This window comes from Candidatus Latescibacter sp. IFSED24, assembly GCF_058273205.1.
This window is the reverse complement of the sequence record NZ_CM177850.1, coordinates 2,670,985-2,684,806: the sequence shown is the minus strand read 5'-3', so window position 1 is coordinate 2,684,806 and position 13,822 is coordinate 2,670,985. Positions and strand designations below refer to the sequence as shown.

At 69.5% G+C, this 13,822-nt stretch carries 8 protein-coding genes; 7 read left to right on the top strand and 1 reads right to left on the bottom strand.

The window, feature by feature from the left end:
• The first annotated feature begins 72 nt into the window (after positions 1–72).
• Positions 73–1,575 (top strand): cytochrome c3 family protein, encoded by a 1,503-nt coding sequence (locus IFSED24_RS10770; RefSeq protein ID WP_491331470.1) that lies wholly within the window; start codon positions 73–75, stop codon positions 1,573–1,575.
• Positions 1,576–1,581: 6 nt separating this feature from the next.
• Here the strand turns inward: IFSED24_RS10770 and IFSED24_RS10765 are convergent, their stop codons facing one another.
• On the bottom strand, positions 1,582–3,063 hold the full coding sequence (locus IFSED24_RS10765) for a sulfatase family protein (RefSeq protein ID WP_491331469.1): 1,482 nt from the start codon (positions 3,061–3,063) through the stop codon (positions 1,582–1,584).
• Between the two features lie 60 nt (positions 3,064–3,123).
• Here IFSED24_RS10765 and IFSED24_RS10760 point away from each other — a divergent pair, with 60 nt between their 5' ends.
• The 6 genes from IFSED24_RS10760 (at position 3,124) to IFSED24_RS10735 (ending at position 13,705) form a co-directional block, all read left to right on the top strand.
• Positions 3,124–3,594, top strand: coding sequence for a PTS sugar transporter subunit IIA (locus tag IFSED24_RS10760; RefSeq protein WP_491331468.1), 471 nt, complete (start codon positions 3,124–3,126; stop codon positions 3,592–3,594).
• 170 nt (positions 3,595–3,764) lie between these two features.
• Positions 3,765–7,151 (top strand): lamin tail domain-containing protein, encoded by a 3,387-nt coding sequence (locus tag IFSED24_RS10755; protein WP_491331467.1) that lies wholly within the window; start codon positions 3,765–3,767, stop codon positions 7,149–7,151.
• Positions 7,152–7,164: 13 nt separating this feature from the next.
• Positions 7,165–8,058, top strand: coding sequence for a PorV/PorQ family protein (locus IFSED24_RS10750; protein ID WP_491331466.1), 894 nt, complete (start codon positions 7,165–7,167; stop codon positions 8,056–8,058).
• Between the two features lie 2 nt (positions 8,059–8,060).
• Positions 8,061–10,625, top strand: a complete 2,565-nt coding sequence (locus IFSED24_RS10745; RefSeq protein WP_491331465.1) for a helix-hairpin-helix domain-containing protein — start codon at positions 8,061–8,063, stop codon at positions 10,623–10,625.
• Positions 10,626–10,653: 28 nt separating this feature from the next.
• Entirely contained in the window at positions 10,654–11,967 is a 1,314-nt protein-coding gene (locus IFSED24_RS10740) for an OmpP1/FadL family transporter (protein WP_491331464.1), read from the top strand.
• Positions 11,968–11,989: 22 nt separating this feature from the next.
• Entirely contained in the window at positions 11,990–13,705 is a 1,716-nt protein-coding gene (locus IFSED24_RS10735) for a bifunctional metallophosphatase/5'-nucleotidase (RefSeq protein ID WP_491331463.1), read from the top strand.
• Positions 13,706–13,822: the final 117 nt, after the last annotated feature.

Sequence of the window (13,822 nt, the reverse complement as noted above, 5' to 3'; positions counted from 1 at the left end):
GGTGGAGCCGCGGCCGACCTGATAGCCTCCCGGATGAGTCGGCATTGATTCCTGGATCCGGAGGTCGAGGTCATGGCGGAGCAAGACGGGGTCAGGGTACCATTCACCGAGCGCTTCAAGGCCTGGTTCACCCACCGTCTGCCGGTCTTCTGGGACAACTGGCTCGCCGCCGCCGGCAGCATGCTCGTCCTGGTGGCGGTGTTCTTCCTCGCGCTGCTCTTCCTGCTCTACCTCTACAACTCCCTTGCCGGCCACGAGTCCAACCCCTACGTCGACCTCATCGGCTTCATGGTGCTACCGGCCTTCCTGCTGCTGGGCGTGGTGCTGCTCGTGGTGGGCAACCTGGTGCGGCGGTCGCGCGAGAAGAAGGAGGGCCGCCGCCACACCGCCATGGAACTGGGCGGCGGCGAGCTGCTGCGCAAGGCGCTGGTGGTGGCGGTGGCCACGTTCGTGGTGCTCATCGGGGTGGGCCTGTTCAGCTACGAGGCCTACCACTACACCGACAGCAACCAGTTCTGCTCCTACGTCTGCCACGAGGTCATGGCGCCCGAGGCCACGGCGCACGCCAGTTCGCCCCACGCCAACGTCAAGTGCGTCGACTGCCACATCGGGCCGGGAGCGTCGTGGTTCGTGCGCGCCAAGCTCTCGGGCATCCGCCAGGTCTACGCCGTGCTCACCGACGACTTCCACCGGCCCATCCCCACCCCGGTGGAGAACCTGCGTCCGGCGCGCGAGACCTGCGAGGTCTGCCACTGGCCCGAGCGCTTCCACGGCTCGCGCCTCATCGCCCACCCGCGCTACGACAGCAATCGCGAGAACACCGCGCGCACCACCGCCCTGGTGCTGCACGTGGGCGGGCCGGAGATCCCCACGGCGGGCAAGGCGGCCACGGGCATCCACTGGCACGTCGACCCGCAGAACAAGCTCCGCTACCGCCATCTCGACCGCGAGCGGCAGCAGATCGTGGAGGTGGTGCAGTCCACGCCCGACGGCGAGGTCCGCTACCTCCTCGACGGCGCCGACGCCGACACCGCCGCGGGCACCTGGCGCGTCATGGACTGCCTCGACTGCCACAACCGCCCCACCCACATCTACCAGCTGCCCCACCGGGCGGTGGACCTGGCCATGGCCGTGGGCGCCCTCGACCCCGCCGTGCCCTGGCTGCGCCGCGAGAGCGAGCGCGTCCTGCGCGAGGTCCAGCCCGACGCCGACACCGCCGTCCGGATCGCCGCCGCGTTGCGCACCATCTACACCGAGGAGCACCCCGACGACCTGCCCGCGCTGGAGGCGTCGCTCGAGCCCACGACGGCGACGCTGACCCGGATCCTCGAGCGCAACGTCTGGCCGCAGATGAACATCGGCTGGGGGACCTACCCGAGCAACCTCTCGCATTTCGACACGGACGGGGAGTTCGGCGAGGGTGGCTGTTTCCGCTGCCACAACGGCGAGCTGGAGACCGCGGCCGGCGAGGTCATCGAGCAGGATTGCGAGACCTGCCACGCGCTGGTGGCGCTGGAGGAGGAAGGCTGGGAGGGGTTGGAGGGGCTCGACGCCGAGGCGTTCCTCCGCCGCTAGCCCGGGTTACTCGCCGTATCCCAGATCCTTGAGGCGCTGGCGGACCTCGTCGTCGAGGTCCGACCAGCCACCAGCCTGTTCGTCGGCGTCGGCGCGGGCCGGGGCCGCGTCCCGCCAGCGCGCCAGGACATCGTGCAGACCCTGCAGCCGTGGCGGCTGCGCGTGCTGCAGGTCGTTGCGCTCGCGGGGGTCGGTGGCGAGGTCGTAGAAGCCCAGCGTCTGGCCGTCGCGGTGGGCGATGAGCTTCCAGTCCCCCTGCCGTACCGCCACCACGTCGGGCCCGAAGGCCAGCGCCTCGGCGAGCAGGACGCGCTCGTCCTGGAGAGCGTCGCCGGCAAGCGCGCGGCCCGCCAGGCCCGGGGCCAGGTCGGCGGGCAGGTGGAAGGGGCCCACGCCGAGCCACTCGGCCAGCGTGGGGGCGAGGTCCAGGAGCGAGACCGGGACGGTCACCCTGTCCAGCGCGGGCACGCCGGCGCCCCAGCTGAGCCAGGGGACGTGCAGCAGCTCCTGGAACTGGGTGTGGCCGTGGCCGATGCCGCGCACGCGACGCGGGTCGTGGTCCCAGGCGTGGGCCTCGGCGGCGTGGTCGCAGAACTCCTCGCCGTGATCGCTGAACACCGTCACCAGCGTGTTGCCGCAGAGGCCCCAGCGGTCGAGGCGCGCCACGAAGCGGCCGAGGGCCTGGTCGACCTGGGCGATGGTGGCGCGGTAGACCGCGCGCTTGAGCCGGCGCACGCGCTCGGCCGCCGCCGGCAGCGGCCAGCCGCAGCGGCCCAGGTGGGCCTCGGGGCGGTGCGGGTCGCCCCAGGAAGCCAGCTGGCGCAGTTCCTCTCTCGACGGCGGGGCGAGGTCGAGGGCGTCGAGCTGGGGGCGGAGGAACGCGTCGGCCGGCGTGGTCGGCTCGTGGGGGTCGTTGAGCAGGACGAAGAGGCAGAACGGACGGTCGGCGTGGCGGCGGATCCACTCGGCGGCCTCGGCCAGGATCGCCGCGGCGGGCAGGTTCCGATAACGGTGCTCGCCGAAGCTCTCGGCCAGCCCGAAGGCGAAGAACTGGTTGGCGTAGAGCGCGGCGGTGGCGTAGCCGCGGCCGGCGAGGTGGCGCGCCAGGGTGACCGTGCCCGCGGCGAGGCGTTGTGGCGGCTGGGTGTCCATGTTGCGCACCGCGCCGGTGAGCTGGGCGCCGTGGCGCGAGGGCATCAGCCCGGTGAGCGCGCCGGCGAACGAGGGCAGGGTCCAGGGAGCCGGCGCGGTGACGTCGGCGAAGTCGACCCCGCCGCCGGCCAGCGCGTCCAGGTGCGGGGTCAAACCGCCGCCCAGGTGGTCGCGGCGCCAGGTGTCGACGCCCACGAGCACCAGGTTGGGAGGGCCTTCCCGGCGCGGCGCCAGGCGCGAGGGGCGCAGGGGCCGGCCGAGGGTGCGGCCCAGGCGGAGCAAGTGGTCCTGGAGGCGTTGATTGCGCAACAGGGGCGCGAACGGGTCGCGGATCATGGACATCGTTCTCCGGGCGGTGCTGGACATGTCGGCCGCGGGCCTCTAACCTACCTGGCCATGAAGTTGCTGGACTATACTACACGAGCGGCGCTTCTGCCGCGCCAGGATTTGCCCGACCTCGACAGCGTGGTCGCGCGCCTCGCTGCCGAGCTCGCGAGCTGGGGTTCGGTGCGCGATGCGGCCGTGCTGGCCGGCGATGTCCTGCGCCGCGAAGCCGAGGGCGGCACCGCCTTGCCCGAGGGCCTGGTCCTGCCGCACGCGCGCAGCGAGGCCGCGAATCGGGTCTGCCTGGCCGTGACCACTCTCGTCCGTCCGTTCCCGGCGCATAGCGGCGATGGCGACGAGCACCTGGTGGACGTGGCGGTGCTGCTGGCGGCGCCCCCGGCCAGCACCCGGCAGATGCTGCAGGTCATGGCCCGCCTGGCCCGTGCTGTGCGCGGCGGCCTGCTGGACCGCCTGCGCGCCGCCGATTCGCCTGCCGGCATGGCGGCGGTGCTCGCGGGGATCGACGCCCAGAATCAGGGCTGATTCGATCGGAAACCGCCTCCTTGATTTTCCCGCCCCGGATGCCCTATTGTGTTCAACCCCCATGATCCGGTTCAGTCGTTCCGCAAGGGACCGCCGCCGGTGATCAGGGCCCGTTGCCCCAGGACGCCAAGATTACCAGGGAGATTCCCATGCTTCGTCACCGGAGATCCGTGCCACGGGATCCGGGTCGGCCGCTCCTGCTGGCGCTGCTGCTGCTCTCGGCAGCCACCGGCCTGGCCCAGGACGCCCACCTGCTGCTGAGCGAGGTGGTGGTCCAGACCCGCAATCCCGTATCGAACTTCGGCAGCCCCTTCATCGAGGTCGTCAACCCCACCGCGGGCGCCGTGGACCTCACGCAGGTCCACCTCTCCACCGCACACGACATCCAGCTCGGGCGCCTCTACTGGAACGTGACCACGGGCGTGGACGCGGGAGGCGGCACGTCGGGCAACGTGCACGGGCGGTTCCCGGCGGGGATGAGCCTGGCGGCGGGGGACACCCTCGTGATCAGCATCGCCGGCAGCGACGAGTTCGCCGAGGCCTATGGGTATCTGCCCGACCTCGAGTGGTTCGAGGACGGTGCGGTGCCCGACCAGGTGCCCGAGATGGTCGAGGTGTTCACCGGCAGCATCGGCGCCGGCCTGGGTTCGGGCGAGGCCAACACGCCGGCGCTGAGCACGACGTTCGACAGCATCGTTCTCTACCAGTGGGACGGCGCCAGCGACCTGGTGGCGGACCTCGACTATCTGATCTACGGCACCGACACCCGCGTCCGCGTCGACAAGACCGAGGTCACCGTGGGCAGCGGCACCTACCTGCCCGACACCGCCGTGGGCGCCCAGACCAGCGCCGGCGGTGCGCCCACCTTCACGCACTCGTTGCAGCGGGTGAACGCCGTGGAGACCGGCGAGCCCCAGTCCGGCGGCAACGGCCTGACCGGTCACGACGAGACCGGCGAGGATCTGGCCACGAGCTGGCAGGACCTGGCGAGCCAGGACCCCGCGGCGCCCCCCGCGAGCTACTTCCCCGCGGCGCCCATCGTGCTGTCCGCCGCCAGCGGCGGCGCGGTGGAGGATGCTCCGGTGACGCTGCAGGCCGAGGTGGTGGCCTTCGACGCGGTGTCCAGCGTGACCTTCCGCTACCGCCTCGACGGCGGCGCGTGGCAGGACCTGGCCGGAGCGGCCGCCGGCGATGACCGCTTTACCGCCCAGGTTCCCGGCCAGCCGGCCGGCACCGTGGTCGACTGGTTCCTGGTGACCGAGGGCGCCGGTGGCGGCGAGGCCACCTGGCCGGTGGAGGGCGCCGCGCTGCCGCGGTCGTTCACCGTGTCGTCGGGCGGCACGCCCGGCGGCCCCATCAAGCTGCTCCTGAGCGAGGTGTCGGTGATCGGCACCCCCGAGGAGTTCATCGAGATCGCCAACCCCGGCCTGCTCGACGCCGACCTGAGCGACTTCTACATCACCGACGCCATCTACGCCGACGGCGCACAGTACTACTGGCGCATCGCCGAGGGCAATCCCGCCGGCGACACTATCGGCGGCGGTGCCTACGGCGACTTCCACGCCCGCTTCCCCGACGGCTTCGTCCTGGCCGCCGGCGACACCATCACCATCTCGGTGACGGGTTCGGACGCGTTCTACGGCGCTTTCGGCTTCCTGCCGCACCTCGAGCTATTCGAGGACGGCCCCGAGCCCGACAGCGTGCCCGACATGCGCCCGGTCTTCGGCGACCCCGATGGCGACAACAGCATCGTCGGCGCGGGGTCGACCCCCGGCCTGAGCAACGGCTCGGAGAGCCTCATCCTCTACTACTGGGACGGACTCACCGACCTGGTCACCGACATCGACATCTTCTTCTGGGGCGACGACGAGCGCTGGCGCTTCAGCAAGACCAACGTCACCGTGGGCGGCTCCACGTACCAGGACGAGACCGCGGTCCTCGATCAGGACCCGTTCCTGCCCGCCATCGCCTACGGCAACTCCTTCCACCGCACCGACCCCAGCGAGGGCGCCCAGCCGGGTTCGCCGGGCAACGGCATCGGCGGCCGCGACGAGGTGGGCGAGGACTTCTCCAACACCTTCGCCACGGCACCCTACGACCCGGCGCGACCCGCTGTCGAGGGCCCGCAGATCTTGGGCGTCTACACCAGCCCCACCTATGCCGACCGCGACATCACCATCCGCGCCACCATCACCTCGGGCGATCCGCTGGCCTCGGTGACCGTGGGCTACACCCTCGACGGCGGCACCGAGATCGAACTGGCCGCGGTCGACAACGACGACGACACCTGGGACGCAGTGATCCCGGCGCAGGACGAGGGCACGGTGGTGACCTGGCACCTGACGGTGGTGGACATCGAGGGCGATGACGCCATCTATCCCAGCGACGGCGGCGTGATCACCTTCACGGTGAGCGCCGCGCCCGATCCCGAGGATCTGGCCGCCCACCTGCTGATCACCGAGGTGCGGCCGCGTGGCGCCGAGTTCATCGAGATCCACAATCCGCTCGACCGTGAGGTTCCCCTCGACCGCTACTATCTCACCGACGCCATCTTCGCCAGCGGCAACCAGTACTACTGGCGGATCACCGAGGGCTCGCCCTCGCAGACGACCATCGGCGGCGGCGCCTACGACGACTTCCACGGCCAGTTCCCCCCCGGCGCGGTGATCGCCGCGGGCCAGACCATCACCGTGGCGCTGTCGGGTAGCGACAACTTCTACGCCGAGTACTTCATCGAGCCCGACTACGAGCTCTTCGAGGACGGTGAGGAGCCGGACGAGATTCCCGAACTGGTCGAGGTCTTCGAGGGCAGCCTGGCCGCGGTCCAGGAGCCCTACGGCAACCCGCCGGGCCTGAGCAACAACGGCGAGATCGTGGTCCTCTACTGGTGGGACGGCGAGAGCAATCTGGTCACCGACGTCGACGTCTTCCACTGGGACGTCACCGGCGATTACGAGAGCACCCGCTTCAGCAAGAACGGGGTGACCAGCGGCGGTTCGGTCTACGGGCCCGAGCTGGCGGTGGCCGACCAGATGCCGCACTACGAGGCCACCAGCGGCACGCAGAGCTATTCGCGCCAGAACACCGAGGAGGACGCCGAGAACCACGACGGCCTCGGCAACGGCGTCGACGGCCACGACGAGACCAGCGAGAACTTCCCGGCGAGCTTCGTGGTGACCGACGCCACGCCCGGCCAGTTCTACGAGGTGGTCGAGGGCGAGCAGGGCGTGGTGGCGCTCGAGGTGGAGGCGAAGACCTTCCTGCCCGACCGGGAGACCTTCCCCATCCGCTTCACCACCCGCACCGATTCCGAGACCAAGATCCGGATCATCGACATGGAGGGCCGCCTGGTGAAGTCGGTCTACGACAGCCGCTTCGACGGCGTCGCCTCCACCGTGCCCGGGGTCTGGACCGAGCGTCCGTGGGACGGTCGTGACAGCACGTTCGAGAGGGTGCGCGCCGGCATGTACGTGGTGCACCTGCAGGTGGTCGATCGGGCCACCGGCGAGAAGACCGTCAAGACCGCGCCCGTGGTGGTGGCCACGCGCCTACAGTAGCTGGGAGACGAGCATGAACCGGAAACTTGCAACGATCCTGGTCCTGGTGGCGCTCGGCCTGCTGACCCAGCCCGCCCTGGCCGCCTTCGAGAACATCACGCTCAGCCCCCGGGCGCGGGCCATGGGCGATGCCGGCGCCGCGGTGCCCGACGCTCCCTACGCCAGCTACCTCAATCCCGCCGGTCTGGCGACCATGACGGCCGACGCGGCGCTGGGCCTCAGCTACGAGAAGCCCTACCAGCTCTCGTTCAACAAGCTGTACTACCTCGGCGCGGCGTTCAATCTTCCCGGCCGGTCCGGCGCGTTGAGCTTCGGCCTGCGCCAGTACCGGGTCGAGTACGAGAAGATCGACCTCCAGAAGGAGACCACGTTCACTGTCGCGCACGGTCTCGACCTCTACCGCGACCTGCACTCGTCGGTGGCGTTCGGCTACGGCCTGAACGTGTTCCGGCTCGAGTTCGGCGAGACCGTCGGCGGCATCGATCCCGGCAGCGACACCGCCGTGGGTCTGGACCTGGGCCTGCTGGCCACCGTCCACGACCGCACCCGCATCGGTGTCTACGTCCACAACTGGAACGCGCCCAAGATCGGCAAGGACGAGGAGGAGCTGGTCCGCCGCCTCCACGGCGCCGTGGCCTACGAGCCCTACGCCGGCGTGGTGACCACCTTCGAGCTGGAGAACGTCCACGGCGAGAAGGTCCAGTGGCGCGGCGGCCTCGAGCTCGAAGTCGTCACCGGCTTCCACCTGCGCGGCGGCATCATGTCAGAACCCAGCAAGATCACCGCCGGCTTCGGCTACAACATCGGCGGCTACGCCCTGAACTACGGCTTCTCCACCGGTGGCGGCGTGCTCGAGAGCACGCACCAGTTCGGCGTGACCGCGGCCTGGGGTGGTGAGGCGAAGTGAGGATGACGCGCCAACCCAGCGGCCCCGCGGTGCCGGCCCTCCTGCTGGGCCTGCTGCTGCTCGGCTGCGCCGGACCGGTGGCGCCCCCGGCGTTCGCCGCCGAGTCCCGGTCGGCCCTGGCCCAGGGCAAGCTCGATCTGAACACCGCCAGCCACGAGGAGATCCTCGCGCTGCCCATCCCCGCCGAGGTGGCCGACGAGATCTTCGAGTACCGCACCTACGTGCGGTTCTTCAGCGATCTGTTCGACCTCCGCGAGGTCCCCGGCGTCACGCCGCAGATCCTGGCCACGCTCAAGCCGCTGGTGGCGGTGCTGCCGCCGCCGGAGGTCGACCAGGCGGTCCAGCGCATGACCGCCAGCTACCGCCAGGTCCGCAACTATCTCAGCCAGGAAGGCTCCAACGAGGGCCTGGTCGACGAGTACCTCGACCTCCTGCAGGAACCGGCCGACATCAACGAGCTCGACCTCTTCGACCTGATGAGCTTCCAGAACGTCTCGCCGGTGGACGCCACCAACATCATCAAGGCGCGCGAGCGCCTGGGCGGCTACACCAACGGCCGGCAGCTGCGCCGCAGCGAGGGCGTGCGCTACTACGCCTACCGCAATCTGCGCGACTTCGTGGTCTACGCCCCCACCGAACTGGGTCCGGACGACAAGGTGCGGGTGGACTACCAGGTACGGTACTACGACACGCCCTACTACGACGGCGACGACGAGCTCGGTTCGTCGCTGACCACCAGCGAGAACCGCTACGACTGGCTCTCCAACAACGTCCAGCTCCTGAACCCGGCCATGTCGCACAAGCTCAAGGCCGACCTGCCTCTCGGCTTCCGCGCGGGCTACCGCACCTATCGCGGCCTGGGCGAACAGGACTGGGACGAGACCAGCAAGCTGTTCGCCGAGGTCCGCAACAAGGACCTGGGCCCGTTCCGGCTCAAGCGCGCGGTGGTGGGCAACTACCGCGCGGCGTTCGGGTCGGGCCTGATCATGGACAACACCGACTTCATCCACTTCCGCAAGACCGGCTACGGCTGGAACAAGCGGCCGCTGGGCATCCGCAGCGACCTCTCGCGCAGCCACGAGTACGCGCTCACCGGCGGCGCGGTCGAGGGCCGGCTGGGGCCCATGCAGCTCGCGCTGTTCGCCTCGAGCGACGAACGCGACGCCATCCTCAATCCCGACGGCTCGGTGAACCGCTACGTCATCATGCGGCCGCGCCCCGAGCAGGCGCTCCTCGACGAGCACCTGACCGCGTCGGGTACGCCCACCGGGCTCAAACGCAACGCCTTCCGTGAGAACCTCTACGGCGGCAACGCCAAGTTCATGCTCGCGCCGGGCACCTACGTCGGCGCCACCGCGCTTTTGATGAACTACGACCGCGCGTTCGACAGCCGGCCGCAGACCCTCATCGACGGCGGCGACGGCTCGCAGTACTGGGAGGCGCGCGACAGCGAGATCGCCGCGGGCTACACCAGCGTCTACGCCGACACCGTGGCCGGCACGCGCACCGAGTACAAGTTCCGCCACATCTACGGTCTCGAGGCCCAGACCGTGGTGGGCAACGTCTCGGTCCAGGGCGAGTACGCCTGGCTGCAGGACCCGCGCGCGGGCTTCCTCTCGGGCCAGAACCACGACGCCTGGATCGTCAACACCTTCGCCCAGTGGGACAACCTGCACCTGCTGGGGATCTACCGCGACTACGACATCGGCTTCGACAACCCGTACATGCGCTCGTTCAGCAACGACAGCAAGTACGAGCAGACCATCCTCGACAGCCCCTACCGCCTCGAGGACGACCTCTACAGCTTCCTCTCCACGGACAATCCCCAGCCCAAGGGCGAGAAGGGCCTGTTCCTGGAGATGCGCTACCGCATCAGCCGCCAGTTCATCATCAACGGCCTGCAGTTCGACCAGTGGGAGCGCAAGGCCGACGGCGCCGATCTGGACCGCTACACGGTCAAGCTCGAGTACCAGCCCAAGTTCAACCTGCGCTTCCGCCTGCGGTCGCGGGTCTCGAGCCGTACCGGGCAGAACTACGAGGACGTGCGCACGTTCCGCAGCTGGGAGAACCGGCTGCAGATGATCGCGCTGCTGTCCAACTACAACCGGCTGATGCTGACCTACATGACCAGCAACGTGAACTTCCCGGCGCGGCAGCGCCTGGCCTACCCGGCCGAGCCCGGCGATGTCGACACTGACGGTGACGACCAGAGCGCCGTGGGCACCGCCGCCAGCCCGGCCTACGCCTTCGAGGCGCGCTACGAGCACAACGTGACGCCGTGGCTCAAGCTGACCCTGGCCTCGTCGGTCTACGACGGCTTCTTCTGGAATTTCGAGGGCAACGAGTTCGTGCTCCTCGACGACGAGGGCTTCCGCAACTGGGTCAAGGTGGAGAGCCGCATCTCCGAGCGCATGCTCTTCCAGCTCAAGGTGACCAAGGACCACAAGATGCCCCGGACCTACGTCGACGTGCGCGAGTACGGCGACGCGTCCGATCCCACGCCCGACGTGACCTACGCGCCCGCGGACGACCTGTTCATCCGCATGCAGATCGACTACAGCTTCTGACGGCTCCGCCTGCGAGGAGAAGAGAGCGATGACCACGCGAGTGACCAAGAACGACCGGCGAACCGTGACCGCCATCCTGGCGGCGCTGCTGGTCCTGGGCGCGATCACCACTTCCGCCGATGCGGTGCCGCAGATCGAGTCCACCTACGGTGGCCAGAGCCCCTGGTACCAGGCCGAGATCAACGCCCTGGGCGCCACCGGGGCCGCCGGCTTCCGCGGCGGCATGTCCACCATCCTCAATCCGGCCGGCCTGGCCCGGGTCGAGCATTTCCGCTACGACCTCGGCCTGAACGCCAGCCACCACGAGGAAGACCGCTTCATGCCGGTCTTCGACAGCTTCGACAACCGGGTGGTCGACATGGCCATCGCCAGCAACCAGAACACCTGGTGGAACACCGGTTTCGCCATGGCCGGACGGCTCGAGAGCGAGCCCATCCCGCTCTGCTTCGGCCTGTCGCTGGCCGACCGCTACCCCTTCGCCTATCGTTTCGAGGAGGAGCTGCGCGACCCGAGCCCGTTCAGCGATCCGCGCGACCGGATCCTCGAGGAACGCCTCTACGAGGTCACCGGCACGCTGCGCACCCTGAGCCTGGGTCTCGCCACCGAGCTGGCCGAGCGCTACGCTCTGGGCGTCTCCATCCATACCGCCTTCGGCGAGCGCAAGGAGACCTGGCGTGTGCGTGACCGGCACCTCGCCGACGGCGACCAGAGCTACGACGACCGCACCGCCTGGTCGCTCGGCGGCTTCAACGCCACTTTCGGCGCGCAGGCGCGGGTGTCGGACCGGGTCACCCTGGGCGTGGCCTACGAGACGCGCCTCGAGGTGGAGGGCGATTTCGAGACCAGCAGCTTCGCCGCCGGCGACACCGTGCGCACCGAGGCCAGCGAGCTGGAGACCCTGCGCTACCCCGCGTACTGGCGCTTCGGCGGTGCGTTCTACCCGCGCAGCGACCCGCGCACCGCGTTCACCGTGGACGTGGTGTACTCGGACTGGGCCAAGCTCGAGGACAGCCGCCTGGGCCAGGATGGCGAGCTCCGGCTCGAGGAAGTGGTCGACGTGCGGATCGGCCTGGAGCACACGTTCTACAACCAGATGGACCTGCGCTTCGGCTTCCGGCGTTACGACAGCTACGCCGACGACCTCGGCGGCAACTCGGTCTGGTCCGCCGGCGGCGGCTTCCCGGTGCTCGAGGGCGAATTCTCGCTCTCGGTGGAGATGAACAAGCTGCAGAGCTACGAACCGCACATCTTCGGCTACCCCGAGGGTTACGTGGCGGAGGACGAGGCTCGCGTGGATGATCGTCGGGTGCGTGTGGGTGTGAGCTGGTCGCGAGAATTCTAGCGAGCCGCAAGGAGATTTGGACATGCGACACCTGCGAACCTGCCTGGGCCTGGGCCTGGGCCTGATCCTGGGCGTGCTGCTGGCCGCCGGTCCCGGCCTGGCCGACGACGGCCTGCTGCGGATCCACCTGATGTGGACCAACGACCTGCACGGCCACATCGCGCCCGAGCCCGCGCGCTTCATGAACCCCGAGTTCCCGCCGCCTCTGGGCGGCGCGCCCAGCGCCGCGGGCTACATCAAGCGCGTGCGCGCCGAGGCGGCCGCCGCGGGCGAAGAGGTCCTGCTCGTGGACGTGGGGGACATGTTCCAGGGTACGCCCATCGGCAACAAGACCGAGGGCGAGGCGGTGATCGAGTACTTCAACGCCATCGGCTACGACTTCGCCGTGCCCGGCAACCACGACTTCGACTTCGGCCACTGGGTGGCCGAGGCCCGCGCGCAACAGTCGAACTTCCCCTGGGTGGCCGCCAACCTGATCGACACGGAGACCGGCGAGGTGGTGGACTGGTGCGTGCCGACTCTGATGATCGAGCGCGCCGGCGTGAAGATCGGCGTCATCGGCATCATCACACCGGGCACCGCCCACATGAGCTTCCCCGAGAACATCGAGGGCCTCGAATTCCTGCCCATGGCGCCGGTCATCGCCAGGTACCGCGACGAGCTGCGGGCCCAGGGCGCCGACATCATCTTCCTCGGGATCCACGAGGGACTGCCCTTCGACCCCAAGGAGGGCTGGCAGCGCATCGCGGGCGCCGAGCAGACCGAGGCCGAGGGCGAGCAGGAGGGCTACCACGCCGCCAACTACTCGGGTGCCGGCGTGCCTAACCTCATGGAACTCATGAACGAGGTCCCGGGCATCGACCTCGCCGTTGGCGGGCACACCCATCGCGGCTACCAGGAACCCTGGATCGATCCGGTGAACCACACCATCTGCTTCGAGACCTTCGGCAACGGCTCCAGCCTCGGTCACGCCATCCTGCTGATCGACCGCCAGACCAAGCAACTGGTGGGCTACGAGCCCAGCCACGACCAGGGTACCATCGTCACCCTCTTCGAGGACGAGCTCTGGCCCGACGAGGAGACCACCGCGGTGATCCGGCCGCACCAGGAGCGGACCGAGCGCGAGATGGCGCGGATGGTGGGGCAGGCCGCGGTGGCGCTGACCCGCGGCTCGGCCGGCGCCAGCCTCATGGGCAACCTGGTCACCGACGCCATGCGCCTGCGTTTCGACGCCGATTTCTCGTTCCAGAACCTGGGCGGCCTGCGCGCCGACCTGCCCGCCGGCCCCATCACTGCCGGCGACGTCTTCAGCGTGCTGCCCTTCGGCAACGAGCTGGTGCTGGTGGAGATGGATGGCCGCATGCTGCGCCGGATCATCGAGCGCAAGGTGCGCGGGACCAGCGGCGGCCTCTGCGTCTCGGGCGTGCGGATGGCCTACGACACCACCCGCCCCGACTGGGACCGCGTGGTCACCCTCGAGGTCGGCGGCGAACCCTGGTCGCCCGAACGGATCTACAAGGTGGTCTGCACCAACTTCCTGCTCGAGGGCAACAGCGGGCTCGACTTCCTGACCACCATCCCCGCCGAGGCGGTGATGCCCACCCAGGTGCGCACCTCCGAGGCGCTGGAGTGGTATTTCGAGCAGTTCAGCCCGGTCCGCCCGCGGGTGGACGATCGCTGGGTGGAGGTCCAGGGACAGCCGCAGGCGCCGTACCTGCAGGTGGAATACCTGCCCTGAGCCCGGCTCCACGACTGCTGCGAAGACCACGGCGCCACCCAGGTGGCGCCGTTTTCGTGGCGCAGTAGACGATTCCGGCACGTTCTTGGCTTGATGGGAGCGGTCCCCAGCCACCGG

Bases quoted from the DNA above. Each gene is read 5' to 3' on its own strand.
- IFSED24_RS10770 (WP_491331470.1), top strand. From the start codon at position 73: ATGGCGGAGCAAGACGGGGTCAGGGTACCATTCACCGAGCGCTTCAAG.
- IFSED24_RS10765 (WP_491331469.1), bottom strand. From the start codon at position 3,063: ATGATCCGCGACCCGTTCGCGCCCCTGTTGCGCAATCAACGCCTCCAG.
- IFSED24_RS10760 (WP_491331468.1), top strand. From the start codon at position 3,124: ATGAAGTTGCTGGACTATACTACACGAGCGGCGCTTCTGCCGCGCCAG.
- IFSED24_RS10750 (WP_491331466.1), top strand. From the start codon at position 7,165: ATGAACCGGAAACTTGCAACGATCCTGGTCCTGGTGGCGCTCGGCCTG.
- IFSED24_RS10745 (WP_491331465.1), top strand. From the start codon at position 8,061: ATGACGCGCCAACCCAGCGGCCCCGCGGTGCCGGCCCTCCTGCTGGGC.
- IFSED24_RS10740 (WP_491331464.1), top strand. From the start codon at position 10,654: ATGACCACGCGAGTGACCAAGAACGACCGGCGAACCGTGACCGCCATC.
- IFSED24_RS10735 (WP_491331463.1), top strand. From the start codon at position 11,990: ATGCGACACCTGCGAACCTGCCTGGGCCTGGGCCTGGGCCTGATCCTG.